The following is a 17413-nucleotide window of genomic DNA, read 5'->3' on the forward strand; positions in this document are numbered from 1 at the left end:
TGACCACCATGCCGTAGCCCTCGTAGTGCGACGGCAGCACGAACAGATCCGCGCCATGGTATGCCTCGGCCAGGCCGGCGGCGTCCCGCTCGCCCGGCCAGCGCAGGCGGTCGGCCAGGCCGTGGCGACGAGTGGCAGCGATCAGGCGGGCGGCATGCGCCGGGTCCCGGTCGTGGCTGCCGATCGCCTCGCACTCCCAGTCGCGGTCGGCGAGCCCGGCCAGCGCCTCGACCAGCAGGTCATGGCCCTTGCGCGGCGTCAGGGTCGCCACGCAGAGCAGCCGCCCGGAACGCCCGACAGCCTCGAGATCCAGCGCACTGGCGGCCAGGGCGGCCCGCTCGACGCCCGGTTCGACCACCCGGATGCACGCCTCGGGCACGCGGAAGCGCGACAGGCCCCGGGCGGTGTAGGGGCTGGTGACGATCACCCGACGGACGGCGGCCAGGGCGCGGGCCTCGCTCTCGAACAGGCGTCGTTGACTCTCCTCGTCGAGCCCGGTCTCGTCGGCCAGGGGATGGTGAACGAGGGCGGTGATGGCCAGGCGGTCGGCATGCCGCTCGACCACTTCGGGCAACCCGCCCATGGCCAGGCCGTCGATCACCACCCGGGCACCATCGGGCGACGCCGTCAGGGCCGCCTCCAGACTCCTCCAGGCGGTGGCGTCGGGGTCCGGGAAGCGGCCATCGAGTCCCGTCACCGCGACGCGCCATCCGCGGCGACGCAACTCCACGACCATGCGCGCATCGTAGACATAGCCGCCGGTGAGCTGGCCGGGGTCGCCGGCGACGATCAGGATCAGGTCCGGTGTCGTGTCCTTCTGCCTCTCCATCACAGCTCGCCCTCGTAGCTGGCCCAGGCCACATGGGACTCGTGCAGGGTCACGCGCATGGCGTGCAGCCCACCGGCCGAGTCGCCGAGGCGGCCGAGCTGGATCGCCGTGGCGAGGCGTTCGAAGATCACCCGGGCCATGAATTCGGTGGTGGTATTGCGGCCATGGAACTCGTCGAGTTCGTCGAGGTTGCGGTAGTTGAACTCGGCGAGTACCGCCGACAGTGTCTCGCCGGCGAGGCCGATATCCACCACCAGGTCGTCGGCGTCGAGCTCACGGCGCTGGAAGCAGACGTCGACCACATAGGTGGCGCCGTGGGGGCGCTGGGCGGGGCCGAAGATCTCGCCGCGAAGGCTGTGGGCGATCATGAAGTGGTCGCGAACGGTCAGGCGGTACATGTCGGGAGCTCCGGTCGATTCAAGAGGGGGTCGAGTAGTGCAGGCGGTGGCAGAGCGTCTCGCCCGCCGCGCCGACCAGATGCAGCATCAGCGCCGGCAGCTCGCGGAAGTCGCTCTCGCCGCTGATCAGGGCATCGAGGCGGGGGTCGCACAGCAGCTCGAGGGCCAGCGCCAGCCGGCGGCGATGGTCCCAGCGCGGGCCGTGCTCGGCGGGCAGGCGGCCCACCTGGCTCGAGCGCAGGGTCAGGCGGCGTGAGTGGAAGGCCTCCCCCAGCGGCAGGCCCACCACCTCGTCACCGTACCAGCTCATCTCCACGACGCGTGCCTCCAGTCCCGCGAGCCGCAGGGCCAGCTGCAGGCCCTCCCCGCTGCCGCTGGCGTGGATGACCCGGTCGTTGTCGGGCGCGGCCGTCTCGGGAGTGCGGAAGTCGAGCCCCAGTGCCGCGGCCAGCTCGGCGCGAGCGGGGACCACGTCGATCAATTGCACCCGGGTACCGGGAATCGCCGCACAGAGCCAGGCGACCAGGGCCCCCACCACGCCGGCACCGACCACCGCGACACGATCGCCCACCCCGGGTGAGGCGTCCCACAGGCCGTTGACGGCGGTCTCCATGTTCGCCGCCAGCACCGCCCGGGCCGGCGGCAGTCCATCCGGCAGCGGGGTCACCGCACTCGCCGGCACCACATAGCGGTCCTGATGGGGGTGCAGGCAGAAGACCTCACGGCCCTGCAGGGCGGCCTCGCCGGCCTCTACCACCCCCACGCTGACGTAGCCGTACTTGACCGGACCGGGGAAGTCGCCGGCCTGGAAGGGGGCGCGCATGCGCCGGTATTCGCTTTCCGGCACCCGGCCCAGGAACACCAGGGCCTCGGTGCCCCGGCTGATGCCGCTGTAGAGGGTCCTGACACACACCTCGCCCTCGCGAGGGGCGGCCAGGGGCTCCTCGCGCAGGCCACCCCGGCCGGGGGCCAGGGTCCAGAAGGCGGTGGCGGTGGTGTCTGCCATGGCGATGTTCCTGCTGCATGCTGGCTGTCACGAGCCTTCTGCTACCACGGATCCCGACGGTTCCGACATCCTGGCGGCACCCAATCTTGTCAACCCATCCTCTACAATAATGGTACAAGAATACAAGATTGCATAATTCAATACTGCCAAGGCTCGGGTAGTGGGCTACGTTGTGAAAGTGATCACGCTGCCGCCCAGCATAGCGACAAAGGGCCGGCGCCGTCGCCGGTGCCGCCCTCGGGAGTTCCCATGTCACGTTCCGCCCCTCTTCAGGATCTCACCCCGCGGCCGCATGGGCAGACCGGCCCCACACCGCGACTCGCTGTGGAGCTGGCGACGGGATTCGCCGCGCTGCTCGCGGCCAGCATACTGGCGGGTCAGTGGCTCGGGGCGAGCCTGGCGGTATCCCTGGTGGCCATGACCACGTATCTCGTCCTGGCCGGGCTGGTCCTGCACCGGCTGCCGAACCACCGACGCGGGCTGGGTTGGGCCAACCGGATCACGCTGGCCAGAGGCGCGTTGGTGGCGCTGCTGACCGGGGCCGTGACCGACCCCGACCTGCTGTCGACATGGAGCGGGCCGTTCGCCGGCCTGGCCCTGGTCGCCCTGCTGCTCGACGGCCTGGACGGCTGGGTGGCCCGGCGTAGCGGCACCACCAGCCCCTTCGGTGCCCGCTTCGACATGGAGCTGGATGCCTTCTTCATCCTGGTGCTGTGCCTGGCGCTGATGATGCTCGGCAAGGTCGGCCCCTGGGTGCTGGCCATCGGTACCCTGCGCTACGCCTTCGTGCTGGCGGGCCAGGGCCTGCGCTGGCTGACGGCGCCCCTGCCGGAGAGTCGCCGCCGCAAGGCGATCTGTGTCTGGCAGGTCGCGACGCTGATGGTCTGCCTGCTGCCGGCCGTCGATGCCGCGACAGCGGGTTGGCTGGCGGCGACGGCGCTGGCGGGACTCATCGGGTCGTTTGCCACCGATATCGCCTGGCTCTACCGCCGCGCCGGGCGTCGATGACGGCAGCCCCACCCCCTTCGGAGGAATTCGCGATGTCCACGATGTTCACGTCTCTTCGCTTCCCGACGCTGCCCATGGCGACCGGCCTGGTCGCAGCGCTCGCCCTCACCGCCACGACCGCCGCCGCCGAGCCCCGTACCTACGAGATCGACCCCGAGCACTTCTCCATCGGCTTTCTGACCGAGCATGTCGGCTATGCGGACTTGCTGGGCATGTTTCTGGAGGGCAGCGGTGAATTCGTCTACGACGACCAGACCCGGGAGCTGCACTCGGCCCGGGTGGAGGTCGCCGCCGACAGTGTCTTCACAAATCACGACGAACGCGACAACCACCTGCGCAGCAACGACTTCCTCGACGCCCGCCGTCACGCGACCATCGTCTTCGAGGCCACCGGCTTCGAGGCGCACAGCGACAGCGAAGGCACCCTGGAAGGCGAACTGACCCTGCTCGGCGAGACCCGCCCCGTGACCCTGGCGGTCACGCTCAACAAGGCCGAGACGTATCCCTTCGGTCATGAGCAATACACCCTGGGCCTGTCGGCACGCACCACCCTCGCACGCAGCGACTGGGGCATGAGCTACGGCGTCGACAGCGGCATGGTCGGCGACGAAGTGGAGCTGATCTTCGAGCTGGAGGCGATTCGACAGTAGATAGGCTGGCAAGTCACGGCCAGGCTGCTAGACTGGCCCTCGACGCTTGACGGGGTGCCGGTGAATCCGGCTGAGATGGCGCAGGTCGGCCGCGAGGTCACCACCAGCGCTGGTCCCGTGGAACCTGATCCGGTTAACGCCGGCGTAGGGAATCAGGCGGTGGGCCAGCCACGCAGCACCTTCCTGGCCCGCCCCCTTCACCTCGCCCGCGCTCCGGATCGCCGCTTCGACCGGAGGCAAGATGGGGTACCGCTTCGACGATCTGACCGCCGCCTGCCAGGACGACTGGCGCCGCTATGTCGAGCACGACTTCGTGCGCCAGCTCGGCGCCGGCTCGCTCGCGCAGGGTGCCTTTCGCCACTACCTGCAGCAGGATTACCTGTTCCTGATCCATTTCGCCCGGGCCTATGCCCTGGCCGCCTACAAGAGCCGCACCCTGGCCGACCTGCGCCAGGCCCATGAGGGGCTCAAGGCGATCGTCGACGTGGAACTCGGCCTGCACGTGGGCTACTGCCGCGACTGGGGCATCGACGAGGCCGACCTGGCCCGGTTGCCCGAGGCCAAGGCCACCCTCGCCTATACCCGCTATGTGCTGGATACCGGCAACCGGGGCGACCTGCTCGACCTTCACGTGGCCTTGGCGCCCTGCCTGATCGGCTACGGCGAGATCGCCAACTGGCTGAATGCCCAGGCCTTCACCGTACGCGGCGAGGCCAATCCCTATGACGCCTGGATCGCCATGTACGAGGGCGACGACTTCCAGGGCGCCATGCGCGCCGAGCTGGAGTGGCTCGATGCGCGCCTGGCCGACGTCACCCCGGCGCGCTTCCAGGAGCTGTCGGGGGTATTCCGCGACGCCACGCGACTCGAGATCGACTTCTGGCAGATGGGGCTGGAGCGCACCGACTGACCGCCTGGTTCCATCGACAGACCCGCGCTGGCCCTGGTCAGGCCGGACGCGGCGGGCAAGATAGAGACTTGCCAAGCAATCGACCACCACGCTTGACGGGGTGCCGTTGAAGACGGCTGAGATCATGCGGCGCACGCGCCCGAGCATGGATCCCGTTGAACCTGAACTGGCTAGGACCAGCGTAGGGATCAAGCGACATGCAGGCTCGGCAAGACCCGACACCCTGCCCCTGTCACTTCCCACCTGTCCTCCCTGACAACACCCCCAGACGTGACACCCCCTAGGGAGAACAACCGATGAGCAAGACCCAGCACTTCCTCGCCGAGACCGCCCGCGTCGACGCCGCCGCCATCCAGCCGCTGCCCGGCTCGCGCAAGGTCCATGTCGAAGGCTCGCGCCCGGACATCCGCGTGCCCTTCCGCGAGATCTCGCTGTCGCCGACCAGGACCTCTGGGGCCGACGAGGAGAACCCGCCGCTGCTGGTCTACGACACCTCGGGCCCCTACACCGATCCGGACGTCAGTATCGACCTGCGCCGCGGCCTGCCCGAACTGCGTCGTGCCTGGATCGAGGAGCGCGACGACACCGAGTTCCTCGACGGACCCACCAGCGAATACGGGCAGCGCCGGGCCAACGACCCCATGCTCGCCCAGCTGCGCTTCGACCTGACCCGCACCCCAAGGCGCGCCAAGGCCGGCAGGAACGTCACCCAGCTGCACTATGCCCGCCAGGGCATCATCACCCCGGAGATGGAATTCATCGCCATTCGCGAGAACCAGCGGCGCCAAGCCCTGGGGACCGAGGAAGTCGAGCGCATCCTCGGCCACCAGCACCCGGGCCAGGGCTTCGGCGCGCGGCTGCCCGAGGAGATCACCCCGGAGTTCGTGCGCCAGGAAGTGGCGGCGGGCCGCGCCATCATCCCCAACAACATCAACCACCCCGAGTCCGAGCCGATGATCATCGGCCGCAACTTCCTGGTGAAGATCAATGGCAACCTGGGCAACTCGGCGGTGACCTCCTCCATCGAGGAGGAGGTCGACAAGATGACCTGGGGAATCCGCTGGGGCGCCGACACCATCATGGACCTCTCCACCGGCCAGAACATCCACGAGACCCGCGAGTGGATCATCCGCAACGCGCCGGTGCCCATCGGCACCGTGCCGATCTACCAGGCCCTGGAGAAGGTCAATGGGGTCGCCGAGGACCTCACCTGGGAGGTGTTCCGCGACACCCTGATCGAGCAGGCCGAGCAGGGCGTGGACTACTTCACCATCCACGCCGGGGTGCTGCTGCGCTATGTGCCACTGACCGCCAAGCGCGTCACCGGCATCGTTTCCCGTGGCGGCTCGATCATGGCCAAGTGGTGCCTGTATCACCACCAGGAGAGCTTCCTCTACACCCACTTCGAGGAGATCTGCGAGATCTGCAAGCAGTACGACGTGGCGTTCTCCCTGGGTGATGGCCTGCGCCCCGGCTCGGTGGCCGACGCCAACGACGAGGCCCAGATGGCCGAGCTCAAGACCCTCGGCGAGCTGACCCACATCGCCTGGAAGCACGACGTGCAGGTGATGATCGAGGGCCCCGGCCACGTGCCCATGCACCTGGTCAAGGAGAACATGGACAAGCAGCTCGAGTACTGCGACGAGGCGCCCTTCTACACCCTCGGCCCGCTGGTCACCGACATCGCCCCGGGCTACGACCACATCACCTCGGGCATCGGCGCGGCGATGATCGGCTGGTTCGGCTGCGCCATGCTCTGCTACGTGACCCCCAAGGAGCACCTGGGCCTGCCCAACAAGGACGACGTCAAGACCGGCATCATCACCTACAAGATCGCCGCCCACGCCGCCGACCTCGCCAAGGGCCACCCGGCCGCCCAGCGCCGCGACAATGCCCTGTCCAAGGCGCGCTTCGAGTTCCGCTGGGAGGACCAGTTCAACCTCGGCCTCGACCCGGACACGGCCCGCGAGTACCACGACGAGACCCTGCCCAAGGACTCGGCCAAGGTGGCCCACTTCTGCTCCATGTGCGGCCCCAAGTTCTGCTCCATGAAGATCAGCCAGGAGGTGCGCGACTACGCCAGCGAGCATGGCCTCGACGGCGACCAGGAAGCCGTCATGAAGGGCATGGAGGAGCAGGCGGAGAAGTTCCGCAACAAGGGCAGTGAGCTCTACCAGGAGGTATAGGGCGCGACGCGACCCGGGAAACGGAACGTCCCGTCGCTACCGAGTAGCGACGGGACGTTTTTTCATGCGCCGGGGGCCGGTTCGGCCACCACCGCGATCAGAACCGATAGGTCAGACCGACGCTGGCGGCGTCGAAGGTATTGTCGTCCTGGTCCAGGTAGCGCATGTAGTCGGCTCCGACCGCCAGGTTCGACGTCAGGTCGAACTCGGCGCCGGCCCCGTAGGAGAAGTCGGTCTCACGCTCACTGCCTTCGAACGGACCGACGGTGAACGAGCCCTTCATTTCGCTGACGCCCGCCAGACCGTAGAGCCGAAACTGATCGCCGAGTGGCAGGATGCCCTTGGCATAGGCACCGACCACATGATCGAGTTCGAACTCCACCCCGCGGTTGGTGTCGGAGCCGCCGGTCCCCAGGTGGCCCTCGACGGCGAAATAGTCGTTGAACTGGACACCGCCGCGCAGGCGAAGCCCGGTGCTTTCGGCCGTGGGCCCACCATCGGGATTCAACTCCCAGAACATGGCATCGCCACCGATGTAGGGCTGGATGCTCATGGGCTGTTGCGCCTGGGCGGTCGCGGACAAGGCCCCCGCGGTCAGCAGAGCGGAAACAGACGAAATGGCAAGTGTCTTCATGGTGCACCTCCAATTAGGAAACGGCGTTTCCCTACGCAGCGGCCATTCTGGTACAGCGCATACCCGTGTGCAACCCCCCCCGACTCACCCGCGTCGCGAAATGCTCAGCAGCAGGATGCCCCCGAGCACGATGGCCCCGCCGACCAGCTGGCCGGCGGAGAGCATCTGGCCCAGCACCAGGTAACCCAGCACCAGCGACGCGACCGGCTCCACGTTCATCACCGGGGCGTTGCGTGCCATGTCCAGCCGGGGCAGCGAGACGAACAGGATCGCGAAACCCACGCCGTAGAGCAGGGCCAGGGACAGCAGCCCCACCCAGCCGGTGGGGCTGGCCGGCAGGGCCATGCCGCCCGGCACCAGCCCACTGACGCCGGCCAGCGCCATGATGCCGAACACGATGGTCATGGTCAGCAGGCTGCGCACCGAGTTGCTCACCGCGGCCAGGCGGTGCTGGGTGATCCACAGCGCACAGGCGAAGGCCGTGGCGGCGACCAGGCCGAAGCCGACCCCCACCGCCCAGTCGGGTCCCATGGCCTCCGGTGAGGCGAGCCAGGTCGGGATGTCGAGCACCACGACCAGTCCCACCAGGATGGTCGCCATGATCACCACCGCCCGGGCGGTGGGCCTCGGCCCCCCCAGCGCCCAGGTGAGCAGCGCCAACTGGAGGGGAAAGGTGTTCATCAACAGCAGCGCCACCACCACCGGAATACGCGCCACCGCCGAGTAGAGACAGAGACTCTGTATCGCCACCAGCACCCCCACCGCCAGCTGCCAGCGACGGGTGCCCGGGGGCAGCGCGATCCGCCGCCGCTTGATCAATACCAGCCCCACCAGTACCACCAGCGCCACGCTGGAGCGCGCCAGGATCGCCACCAGTAGCCCGGTGCCCTCGTCGAAGGCCAGCCGGGCGGCCACGTGGTTGGCGGCGAACAGGGTGGCCAGCCCGAGCATCAGCAGGATGGCCAGGTGGCGGGGAAAGGGCTGAACGACAGCCGCGGCGGCAGGCGAAAGGGACATGGGACGCGATTCCGGTGTGCGACAGGGCAACGAATAGGCCAGAATGCCAGCGAAGCCGATAGAAGGCTAACGGTATTCACGACTCTCTGACGCAGCGCAGCATGAGAGCGTCGGCCGTCAGAAGGCCCCGGATTCGCCGGTGGCCGGCCGCGCCACGGTGTTCGTCTTCCCCGGCCTCAGCACCGGCAACACCACCTAACAAGGCGGTGCAGCGCAGCGCCCGGGTGGTCAGCGTCGCCCCCTTTCTGCAGGGCCTGACGGAACGCGCTCTATCCCGCTCGCCTCTGTCGGCCTAGAGTGGAAGCATACTTTGTTCTCTACGCAGCAGGAGGCACGCCCATGACCGCGCAAGACCGACCCACGGCCTTGGCAGGAAACGGGAGACGCGCTCAGCTATCGCTCTTCGCACGCAACTTCTTCAAGCACCCCCGCATGCTGGGCTCGATCATCCCCAGCTCCCCCTTTCTGGTTCGGCGATTGGTCGAGCGGATCGACTGGCAGAACACCCGGGTCGTCGTCGAATACGGGCCCGGAGTCGGGACCATCACCCGGGAGCTCCTGCGCCACATGCCACCGGAGTTGACCCTGCTGGCGCTGGAGACCAATCAGGAGTTCGTCGACTTCCTCCAGCAGTCGCTGCCAGATCCCCGGCTCCGAGTGGTGCGGGGCTCCGCCGAGACGATCCAGGCCGAGCTGACCCGCCTGGGGCTGCCCGCCGCCGACTACGTGGTGGCCGGCATCCCCTTCAGCACCATGCCGGCCACGAGCCGCGAGTCCATCCTCATGAACAGCCTCGACGCGCTCTCGCCCCAGGGCTCCATGCTGATCTACCAGTTCTCCTCCAAGGTATTACCCGACCTGCACCGCGTCTTCTCCGACGTAGAGTGCGATTTCGAGCCCCTCAACATTCTCCCGGCGAAGCTCTACTACTGCCGCCCCTGAGGCGCCTGCCCGACCACCGCACCGACTGGAGAGATGGACCGCCAGCTTCTGAGGCCTGGGATCGCCGGGATCCCCTGCGCCACTGACGGCCATCCGGCGGGCATTGACTCTGCAAGGCGGCATCACTTCCTTCCTATCGAGCCCATTGGCGGACACCTCCGGAGCGTGCAATGCTTGAAGCCCGTCCTCGGTGCCTCTGGCGCTGGCTATCCGGGGATCGGGAGAAGGCTACCGGCATTCCCGACTTTCTGACGCAATGCAGCATTGCCAGACTGATGTCTTCCTCTCTTGCCTGCCCTGCCTTTCCAAGGACTGCCGATGAACGATCCGGTGCTGGTCATCAACTGTGGCTCTTCCTCGATCAAGTACGCCCTGATCGCCGCCGACCCCGATGCCCCGCGCCTGGCGGGCCTGGCCGAACGACTGGGCGGCAGCGATGCCCGCCTGAAGGGGCTCGACAGCCGCGGCGAACCGTTCGAGCGAGCCCTGGCCGGCGAGGATCATGTCCGGGCCCTGGAGGCGATCCTCGACGGCCTCGAGGGGCAGCGGCCCGGCGCCGTGGGGCACCGCATCGTGCATGGCGGCGAACGGTTCACCCGGGCCACCCTGATCGACGATGCGGTGGTGGCGGCCATCGAGGAGACCGCCGCCTTGGCCCCCCTGCACAACCCGGCCAACCTCCAGGGCGTGGCGGCCACCCGCCAGCTGTTCCCCGAGCTGCCCCAGGTCGCGGTGTTCGACACCGCCTTCCACCAGACCCTGCCGCCGCGGGCCTACCGCTACGCCCTGCCGGAGGCGCTCTACCGTGACCATGGCATCCGCCGTTACGGCTTCCACGGCACCAGCCACGCCTACGTCAGTACCCGTGCCGATGCCCTGAGCAGCCTCGAGGGCGGCGGCTGGTTGACGGCGCACCTGGGCAACGGCTGCTCCACCGCCGCCGTCCGGGGAGGCCGAAGCCTCGATACCAGCATGGGCCTGACCCCGCTGGAGGGCCTGGTGATGGGCACCCGCAGCGGCGACGTGGACCCTGGCCTGCATTCGCACCTGGCCCGCCGGCTCGGCTGGCCCCTGGAACGCATCGACGAGGTGCTCAACCGCGGCAGCGGCCTGCTGGGGCTCTCCGGGCTGACCCACGACATGCGCGAACTGGAGGCCGCCGCCGAGGAGGGCCATGCCGGTGCCCAGCTGGCCATCGAGGTATTCTGCTATCGTGTCGCCAAGTCGCTGGCGGCGCTCTCCTGCGCCCTGCCCCGCCTCGACGGCATCGTCTTCACCGGCGGCATCGGCGAGAACTCGCCGCTGGTGCGGGAAAAGGTGGTCGACCACCTGCCCCACTTCGGCCTCGGCCTCGACCGTGCCGCCAATGCCGCGACGGTGCGCGGCCGCGAGGGGCGCATCGACGGCCGCCACCCCGCCGCCCCGCGGCTGTGGGTGATCCCCACCGACGAGGAAGGCCGCATCGCCGAGGAAACCCGCCAGCTACTGGGAGGTACGGCCCCATGACGCCCAGCGAGATCCCCGACGCGCCCCAGACCCTGCTGCTGGTGCCCACCAGCGAGGGTACCGGCCTGACCTCCACCTGCCTGGGGCTGATCCGGGCGCTCGACGCCATCGGCCTCAAGGCCGGCTTCCTCAAGCCGCTGCGCCAGGACGAACTCAACGGCCCGGGGCCCGACCGCTCCACGGCGCTGGTCGCCAGTACCCTGGGGCTGCGCCCGCCGCCACCGATTCCCCAGCCCCAGATGGAGCGGCTGCTACGCGACGACCGTCTGGACGTGCTGATGGAGCAGGTGGTGGAACTGCAGGATCAGGCGATCGCGGCCCATCGCGAACACCCACCGGAACTACTGGTGGTGGAGGGTCTCGTTCCCACCCGCCACGGCACCTACGCCACCCAGCTCAACGCCCAGATGGCCCACGCCCTCAATGCCCGGGTGATCCTGGTGGGTACCGGCGACATGGCCGACCCCCGGACCCTGGCCGAACAGCTCGACATGCACGCCCGCGCCTTCGGCGGGGTGAGTTCCAGTCGCACCCTGGGCTGCATCCTGATGCGCCTGCACAACCTGCCGAGTGCCGGCCAGCACGAGGCCGCCCTGGCCCCGGGCACCGCCCCCCCGATGCTCGACGCCGCCCAGCTCGCCGAACTGCGTCGCCACTCGCCGGCGCTGGCCACCGATCGTTTCCACCTGATCGGCGCGGTGCCCTACGCCCCCTCGCTCAACGCCCCGCGGGTGCTCGACGTGGCCCGCGCCCTGAACGCCCGCTTCCTCAGCGAGGGCGAGGCGGCGAGCCGACGGGTGCTCTCGACCAGCCTCTGCGCCCGCAGTGCCGCCAACGCCCTGCACGTGTTCCGGCCCGGCAGCCTGATCGTCACCTCGGGAGACCGCGACGACATCGTGCTCGCCACGGCGCTGGCGGCCATGAACGGCGTCCCCATGGCCGGGGTGCTGCTGACCAACGGCTACCTGCCCGGCGAGAACATGATCGAGATGTGCCGCCCGGCGCTGAAGACCGGCCTGCCGGTGCTCACCGTGGATACCGACAGCTTCACCACGGCGCAGGACCTCGGCCAGATGGGCAACGACATCCCGGTGGACGACCTGGAGCGGGCCGAACGGGTCACCGCCTTCGTCGCCGCCCACCTCGACCTGCAGTGGCTCAAGGATCACCTCAATCATGGCTACACCCGCCGGCTCTCCCCCTCGGCGTTCCGCCACCAGCTGGTCAAGCTGGCCCAGCGCGCCGACCGGCGCATCGTGCTGCCAGAGGGCGACGAACCACGCACCGTGGAAGCCGCCGCGATCTGCCAGCGCCGCGGTATCGCCCGCTGCGTGTTGCTCGGCAAGCGCGAGGAGATCGAGGAGGTGGCCCGCAACCGTGGCATCGAACTGCCCTCGGGGCTCGAGATCATCGACCCCGACAGCATCCGCGACCGTTACGTGGCCCCCATGGTCGAGCGGCGCACCGGCAAGGTGAACGAGTTGACCGCCGAGGCGCAGCTCCACGACAACGTGGTGCTCGGCACCATGATGCTGCTGCTCGACGAGGTCGATGGCCTGGTCTCGGGGGCCGTGCATACCACCGCCAACACCGTGCGGCCCGCCTTCCAGCTGATCAAGACCGCTCCCGGCTATCGCCTGGTGTCGTCGATCTTCTTCATGCTGCTGCCCGAGCAGGTGGTGGTCTACGGCGACTGCGCGGTGAACCCCGACCCCGACGCCGAGGCCCTGGCCGAGATCGCCCTGCAGAGCGCCCGCTCCGCCCAGGCCTTCGGTATCGAGCCCCGGGTGGCAATGATCAGCTACTCCACCGGGGAGTCCGGCAGCGGCGTCGACGTGGAGAAGGTGCGCCAGGCCACCCGCCTGGCCCGGGAGCAGTCGCCGGACCTGCTGATCGACGGCCCGCTGCAGTACGACGCCGCCGCCATCGAGAGCGTCGGTCGACAGAAGGCCCCCGACTCGCCGGTGGCCGGCCGCGCCACGGTGTTCGTCTTCCCCGACCTCAACACCGGCAACACCACCTACAAGGCGGTGCAGCGCAGCGCCCGGGTGGTCAGCGTCGGCCCCATGCTGCAGGGTCTCGACAAGCCGGTGAACGACCTCTCCCGCGGCGCCCTGGTCGACGACATCGTCTACACCATCGCGCTGACCGCCATCCAGGCGGCCCAGAACGAGATCACGAATCAGGGCAAGCGAACGGTGTCAGGCACCGATTCGACCCAAGGCGGGTGACGAGGGCTCGGCCTGGCCGCGACGCGGCATACGCCCCGCCAGAAAGGCACCCCGCCCCGCCTCGACCGCCAGCTTCATCGCCCTGGCCATCTGGATCGGCCGCGGCGAGTGGGCGATCGCCGAGTTCATCAGGACCGCATCACATCCCAGCTCCATCGCCATGGCGGCCTCGGAGGCCGCACCGATGCCGGCGTCGACCAGCACCGGAACACCGGCCTGCTCGATGATCAGCCGGATGTTGTGCGGGTTCTGGATGCCACAGCCTGAGCCGATCAGCGATCCCAGCGGCATGACCGCGCAACAGCCCAGCTTCTCCAGCTCGAGCGCCACGATGGGGTCATCGCTGGTATAGGCCATGACGTCGAAGCCGTCCCGCACCAACGCTTCGGCGGCCTTGATGGTTTCGACCACGTCGGGATAGAGCGTCTTCGCGTCGCCCAACACTTCGAGCTTGACCAGGTTGTGACCCTCCAGCAGTTCGCGAGCGAGCTTGCAGGTCCGCACGGCATCGCGAGCGTTGTAGCAGCCTGCCGTATTCGGCAGCAACGTATAGCGATCCGGCGACACCACATCGAGCAGATTCGGTTCACCTAGCGCCTGCCCGAGGTTTGTTCGCCGCACGGCAAAGGTCACGACCTGCGTACCACTCGCCTCCAGCGCCCGGGCCGTCTCGTCGAAGTCCCGGTACTTTCCCGTTCCTACCATCAGGCGAGACGTGAAGTGCCTGCCCGCCACCATCAGGGGCGTATCCTCTGCCAATTGTTTCAGCATCCCGCCATCCTCGTCGATCCGCATCAGCCACCTCCGATGGCATGCACGATTTCGATACGGTCGCCATCGGAAATCCGCACCTCGTCGTGGCGACTGCGCGGCACGATTTCCTCATTCAGCTCAACCGCCACGCGCCGCCTTTGCAGTTCATGGGCCACCAGCAGTTGGTGGATCGTGGTCTCCGGGTTCAGCAAGCGACACTCGCCATTTATCCAGACGCGCATCAGATACTCACCACGCCGAACAGAATGAACACCAGTACCAGTGCCAGCAGGAACAGGGTTTCGGCCACCATCAGGATGACCGGCTTCCACCCCACCACGGCCAGCTTCTGGAACGAGGTCTTGATCCCCAGTGCCGCGATGGCCGTGACCAGGCACCAGCGTGACAGGTCCGTCATGCCGTCGGCGACGCTCACCGGTATCGCGCCCAGGCTGTTGATGATCACCAGCACCACGAAGGCAACCAGGAAACCGGGCAGCCTCGGCACCTTGCTCCTGCCTTCGTGGCCCTCGCTATGGCGGAAGAGGAAGGTGAAGCACATCACGACCGGAACCAGCATCGCCACACGCATCAGCTTGACGAACGTCGAGACGTCGCCGGCTTCCTCCGAGATCATGTACCCCGCCCCGACGACCTGGGCCACATCATGGATCGTGCCCCCCAGAAACACCCCGGCCTGCTGGTCCGTCAGGCTCAACACCCCGACGACCAGTGGATAAAGCACCATCGCCGCCGTGGACAGGGTCGTGACGCCCACGACCGTGAGAATGGTGTTGCGTTCGCTGTTGGCCCCGCGCGGCATGACCGCCGACAGCGCCAGCGCCGCCGAGGCGCCGCAGATGGCGACCGCGCCTCCCGTCAGCAGCCCCATGTCACGATGCAACCCCATCAGTCTGGCCAGCAGTGCCCCCATCAGGATGGTCAGCACCACGCCGGCCACCACCGTGACAATCGGCCCGATCCCCAGGGAGGTGACCTGTTCGATGGTGATCCGCACACCGAGCAGCGCAACGCCGAAGCGCAGGATGGTCCGGGCGGCAAACTCGATCCCCGCCACGCAGCGCCCCTCCTCCGACAGGAAATGCAACGACATGCCGAACAGCAGGGCATACAGCAGCGTGGGACCACCATAGTGGTCGGCAATGAACGTCGTGGCCAGGGCAATGGTGATGCAGATCAGCACGCCCGGCATGACGTGCGGGAACCCCTCGGCCGCCGTTCGCGAAAAGGTGATCGGGCTACGCATGGCTCGCTTACCACGTTCAATGATCATGTTGTCACTTCCTTTCAATACTCCGGGCACGAACTTGCCCGCAGTGCATGAAATGCACCGTGAGACGCTCGACCTGGTTCAAGAAAAACTGGCAATGGACTCGGTCTTGATGAGCCCTTCCGCCGAGGGTTACTCGGGTGGTGGCACGACCACGACCGGAATGTGACTTCTCTTCAGGACACCCCGCGTCACCTTTCCTGCATAGGAGGCGGTAAAGCCGTGCTTGTTGGAGGCCATCACGACCAGGTCGCAGCCCAGCCTCGAGGCCATGCCGACAATCACCTTGGCCGGGTAGCCCTCGGCCACCTCCAGGCTGGCAACCCGGGTGGCGCCGGACTCATCTCCCTCGCCATGGAGGCTCCAGAAGTTTGCCATCTTGTCTTCCAGCTGCTGTCTCGCTTCGTCCAGGCGCTTGCGGATGAGCCCCTGCAGGGTCTTCTTGTCGCGAATATTGACACGCAGCGTGTTCATGACGTCATCATCCAGCGACTTGACGGCATGGAGGACATGCAGCTTCGCCCCGGTGGCAAGTGAAAGCCTGAAGGCCTGCTCCAGTACCACATGGCTGTCACTGCGAAGCCCGACACAGCAAAGAATGTTTTCGATTGACCTGTCCATATTTCCTCCGTCACCTCGGATGACACCTGCACTTCGCCTGGCCAGCCTTCGGCGCCGACATACCGATTCCCGACCTAATAGCCCATCACTCCCGGCAGCCAGAGAGAAATCTGCGGAACATAGGCAATAATGAAGAGCGCAATAATTGATGCAGCGGCAAACGGCAAGGCACGATAGGAGATTTCCTCGATGGAGGCCCCGCCAATTCCCGAGGCAACGAACAGGTTCTCGCCGAGCGGCGGTGTCTGGAAGCCGATCGCCAGTGCGCAGACGACCACGATACCCACATGGACGGGATCGGCCCCCAGCATGTACATGATGGGCAGCAAGACGGGCGTCAGGATCATGATGGCCGCCAGGGTCTCCATGAACATGCCGACGAACAGCAGGAACATGATGATCAGCGCCCAGATGATGTACATGTTCTGGGTGAAATCCAGCATGGCCGACGCAATGTAAGCCGGGACACGCTGTTCGACCAGCAACCTACCGAAGACAGTCGCGGTGAACAGGATCAGCAGCACTCGCCCACTGATCCAGGTCGTGGTTTCCAGTGTCTTCATTGCCGGCCGGAACTTCAGCTCCTTATGGATGAAGATCCCCACGATCAGCGTATAGAAGATGGCGACGATGGCCGACTCCGTCGGCGTGAACACCCCGGAGTAGATACCACCGAGGATGATGATGGGTGCCAGGATCGACCAGATCCCACGACGCAGTGCCTTCTTGATCGCCTCAGTCGACCAGTGATCGGTCAGGCCACGATACCCATGTTTCCTCGACAGAAGATAATTCATGATCAGCAGGCAACCGGCAATCACTATGCCGGGGAAGATACCGGCAATGAACAACTTGGGAATCGACAAGGTCTGGAAGCCGCCGTGTGCCGCCACCGCTTCCGGGGGCGGTGTCATGCCCATGCCGGTGATACCGAAGATGACCATGGGGATGGAGGGGGGGATCACGACGCCCAGGCCACCGGAGGAGGCGGTAATGGCGGATGCATATCCCCGATCGTAGTGCCGCTGCACCATGGCCGGGATCATCAACATGCCGACGGCAGCCGTGGTAGCCGGCCCCGAGCCGGAGATGGCACCGAAGAACATGCAGGCGAAGACCGTTGCCGCCGCGAGCCCCCCCGTTGCCGGCCCGGCGAACGCCTCGGCGATGTCGACCAGCCGGCGTGAGATCCCCGCGGCTTCCATCAGGGCCCCGGCGAGGATGAAGGCGGGCAATGCCATGAGCGGGAAGGAGCCAACCGAGGTAAAGGCGATCTGGACAAAGGTGGCCGGATTCTGGCCAATATAGAGGAAGGCCGCCAGGGCCGATACACCAAGAGACGCCGTTATGGGAGCTCCCAGCAATAGCAGCAGGAAAAAGGTACCAAACAACACATATACGATAATGGGATCCATGACGTTGTCTCCGATC

Annotated in this window: 17 protein-coding genes, 1 pseudogene and 2 riboswitches; of the genes and pseudogenes, 8 read left to right on the forward strand and 10 right to left on the reverse strand. The window is 67.2% G+C overall.

The genetic code is table 11. From position 1 onward, the window contains the following. The 3 genes from C1H66_RS19825 to C1H66_RS19835 all read right to left on the reverse strand — a co-directional run. Positions 1–829, reverse strand: an 829-nt coding sequence (locus tag C1H66_RS19825) for a glycosyltransferase family 4 protein (RefSeq protein ID WP_102629607.1), incomplete at its 3' end; no start/stop codon positions are given. Further along, positions 829–1227: a 6-pyruvoyl trahydropterin synthase family protein gene (locus C1H66_RS19830; protein WP_102629608.1), complete on the reverse strand. Its 399-nt coding sequence runs from the start codon at positions 1225–1227 to the stop codon at positions 829–831. The genes C1H66_RS19830 and C1H66_RS19825, both read right to left, overlap by 1 nt. A gap of 19 nt (positions 1228–1246) precedes the next feature. After that, a complete protein-coding gene (locus tag C1H66_RS19835) occupies positions 1247–2233 on the reverse strand; it encodes a zinc-dependent alcohol dehydrogenase (RefSeq protein WP_102629609.1) in 987 nt (328 codons plus the stop codon). A gap of 249 nt (positions 2234–2482) precedes the next feature. Between C1H66_RS19835 and C1H66_RS19840 the strand changes: the two genes are divergently transcribed. The 4 genes from C1H66_RS19840 to thiC all read left to right on the forward strand — a co-directional run bounded on the left by C1H66_RS19840 (position 2483) and on the right by thiC (position 6987). Beyond that, positions 2483–3241 (forward strand): CDP-alcohol phosphatidyltransferase family protein, encoded by a 759-nt coding sequence (locus C1H66_RS19840; RefSeq protein ID WP_102629610.1) that lies wholly within the window; start codon positions 2483–2485, stop codon positions 3239–3241. Positions 3242–3273: 32 nt separating this feature from the next. Further along, positions 3274–3891 carry a YceI family protein gene (locus C1H66_RS19845; RefSeq protein WP_205738704.1) on the forward strand — a complete coding sequence of 206 codons (618 nt, stop codon included), beginning with the start codon at positions 3274–3276 and terminating at the stop codon, positions 3889–3891. Positions 3892–3931: 40 nt separating this feature from the next. After that, a riboswitch (TPP riboswitch) is annotated at positions 3932–4060 on the forward strand. Between the two features lie 72 nt (positions 4061–4132). Beyond that, positions 4133–4801 carry a thiaminase II gene (gene tenA / locus C1H66_RS19850; RefSeq protein ID WP_102629611.1) on the forward strand — a complete coding sequence of 223 codons (669 nt, stop codon included), beginning with the start codon at positions 4133–4135 and terminating at the stop codon, positions 4799–4801. A gap of 86 nt (positions 4802–4887) precedes the next feature. Then, positions 4888–5006: riboswitch (TPP riboswitch) on the forward strand. A gap of 91 nt (positions 5007–5097) precedes the next feature. Beyond that, a complete protein-coding gene (gene thiC, locus C1H66_RS19855; protein WP_102629612.1) occupies positions 5098–6987 on the forward strand; it encodes a phosphomethylpyrimidine synthase ThiC in 1890 nt (629 codons plus the stop codon). 97 nt (positions 6988–7084) lie between these two features. Here the strand turns inward: thiC and C1H66_RS19860 are convergent, their stop codons facing one another. Both C1H66_RS19860 and C1H66_RS19865 read right to left on the reverse strand, forming a co-directional pair. Beyond that, positions 7085–7621: a porin family protein gene (locus C1H66_RS19860; RefSeq protein WP_102629613.1), complete on the reverse strand. Its 537-nt coding sequence runs from the start codon at positions 7619–7621 to the stop codon at positions 7085–7087. A gap of 84 nt (positions 7622–7705) precedes the next feature. Continuing rightward, complete coding sequence (locus C1H66_RS19865) at positions 7706–8638, reverse strand: EamA family transporter (RefSeq protein ID WP_102629614.1); 933 nt, start codon at positions 8636–8638, stop codon at positions 7706–7708. Between the two features lie 88 nt (positions 8639–8726). Here C1H66_RS19865 and C1H66_RS23565 point away from each other — a divergent pair. The 4 genes and pseudogenes from C1H66_RS23565 to pta form a co-directional block, all read left to right on the forward strand. Then, positions 8727–8934 (forward strand): annotated as a pseudogene (locus tag C1H66_RS23565) (phosphate acyltransferase); the annotation flags it as partial. Between the two features lie 43 nt (positions 8935–8977). Then, a complete protein-coding gene (locus tag C1H66_RS19875; RefSeq protein ID WP_102629615.1) occupies positions 8978–9580 on the forward strand; it encodes a class I SAM-dependent methyltransferase in 603 nt (200 codons plus the stop codon). 318 nt (positions 9581–9898) lie between these two features. Then, complete coding sequence (locus C1H66_RS19880) at positions 9899–11086, forward strand: acetate/propionate family kinase (RefSeq protein ID WP_102629616.1); 1188 nt, start codon at positions 9899–9901, stop codon at positions 11084–11086. Next, the gene (gene pta / locus C1H66_RS19885; RefSeq protein ID WP_102629617.1) at positions 11083–13317 is read left to right on the forward strand and encodes a phosphate acetyltransferase; all 2235 of its coding nucleotides are present in this window, start codon (positions 11083–11085) and stop codon (positions 13315–13317) included. Before C1H66_RS19880 ends, pta begins: the two co-directional genes overlap by 4 nt. Here the strand turns inward: pta and C1H66_RS19890 are convergent. From C1H66_RS19890 to C1H66_RS19910, 5 genes are all read right to left on the reverse strand, one after another. Beyond that, positions 13288–14112, reverse strand: a complete 825-nt coding sequence (locus C1H66_RS19890; RefSeq protein WP_276308856.1) for a thiazole synthase — start codon at positions 14110–14112, stop codon at positions 13288–13290. The genes pta and C1H66_RS19890 overlap by 30 nt on opposite strands. Further along, positions 14112–14312 carry a sulfur carrier protein ThiS gene (gene thiS / locus C1H66_RS19895; RefSeq protein WP_102629618.1) on the reverse strand — a complete coding sequence of 67 codons (201 nt, stop codon included), beginning with the start codon at positions 14310–14312 and terminating at the stop codon, positions 14112–14114. The genes C1H66_RS19890 and thiS overlap by 1 nt, the downstream gene beginning before the upstream one ends. After that, positions 14312–15364, reverse strand: a complete 1053-nt coding sequence (locus C1H66_RS19900; RefSeq protein WP_240618410.1) for a YeiH family protein — start codon at positions 15362–15364, stop codon at positions 14312–14314. Before C1H66_RS19900 ends, thiS begins: the two co-directional genes overlap by 1 nt. 129 nt (positions 15365–15493) lie before the next feature. Continuing rightward, positions 15494–15982, reverse strand: coding sequence for a universal stress protein (locus tag C1H66_RS19905; protein WP_102629619.1), 489 nt, complete (start codon positions 15980–15982; stop codon positions 15494–15496). Between the two features lie 74 nt (positions 15983–16056). Beyond that, the gene (locus tag C1H66_RS19910; protein ID WP_102629639.1) at positions 16057–17397 is read right to left on the reverse strand and encodes a TRAP transporter large permease; all 1341 of its coding nucleotides are present in this window, start codon (positions 17395–17397) and stop codon (positions 16057–16059) included. Positions 17398–17413 lie beyond the last annotated feature (16 nt).

Source organism: Halomonas heilongjiangensis (assembly GCF_002879645.1).
Classification (GTDB): Bacteria; Pseudomonadota; Gammaproteobacteria; order Pseudomonadales; family Halomonadaceae; genus Halomonas; species Halomonas heilongjiangensis.

Bases quoted from the DNA above. Each gene is read 5' to 3' on its own strand.
- C1H66_RS19830 (WP_102629608.1), bottom strand. From the start codon at position 1,227: ATGTACCGCCTGACCGTTCGCGACCACTTCATGATCGCCCACAGCCTT.
- C1H66_RS19835 (WP_102629609.1), bottom strand. From the start codon at position 2,233: ATGGCAGACACCACCGCCACCGCCTTCTGGACCCTGGCCCCCGGCCGG.
- C1H66_RS19840 (WP_102629610.1), top strand. From the start codon at position 2,483: ATGTCACGTTCCGCCCCTCTTCAGGATCTCACCCCGCGGCCGCATGGG.
- C1H66_RS19845 (WP_205738704.1), top strand. From the start codon at position 3,274: ATGTCCACGATGTTCACGTCTCTTCGCTTCCCGACGCTGCCCATGGCG.
- tenA (WP_102629611.1), top strand. From the start codon at position 4,133: ATGGGGTACCGCTTCGACGATCTGACCGCCGCCTGCCAGGACGACTGG.
- thiC (WP_102629612.1), top strand. From the start codon at position 5,098: ATGAGCAAGACCCAGCACTTCCTCGCCGAGACCGCCCGCGTCGACGCC.
- C1H66_RS19860 (WP_102629613.1), bottom strand. From the start codon at position 7,621: ATGAAGACACTTGCCATTTCGTCTGTTTCCGCTCTGCTGACCGCGGGG.
- C1H66_RS19865 (WP_102629614.1), bottom strand. From the start codon at position 8,638: ATGTCCCTTTCGCCTGCCGCCGCGGCTGTCGTTCAGCCCTTTCCCCGC.
- C1H66_RS19875 (WP_102629615.1), top strand. From the start codon at position 8,978: ATGACCGCGCAAGACCGACCCACGGCCTTGGCAGGAAACGGGAGACGC.
- C1H66_RS19880 (WP_102629616.1), top strand. From the start codon at position 9,899: ATGAACGATCCGGTGCTGGTCATCAACTGTGGCTCTTCCTCGATCAAG.
- pta (WP_102629617.1), top strand. From the start codon at position 11,083: ATGACGCCCAGCGAGATCCCCGACGCGCCCCAGACCCTGCTGCTGGTG.
- C1H66_RS19890 (WP_276308856.1), bottom strand. From the start codon at position 14,112: ATGCGGATCGACGAGGATGGCGGGATGCTGAAACAATTGGCAGAGGAT.
- thiS (WP_102629618.1), bottom strand. From the start codon at position 14,312: ATGCGCGTCTGGATAAATGGCGAGTGTCGCTTGCTGAACCCGGAGACC.
- C1H66_RS19900 (WP_240618410.1), bottom strand. From the start codon at position 15,364: ATGATCATTGAACGTGGTAAGCGAGCCATGCGTAGCCCGATCACCTTT.
- C1H66_RS19905 (WP_102629619.1), bottom strand. From the start codon at position 15,982: ATGGACAGGTCAATCGAAAACATTCTTTGCTGTGTCGGGCTTCGCAGT.
- C1H66_RS19910 (WP_102629639.1), bottom strand. From the start codon at position 17,397: ATGGATCCCATTATCGTATATGTGTTGTTTGGTACCTTTTTCCTGCTG.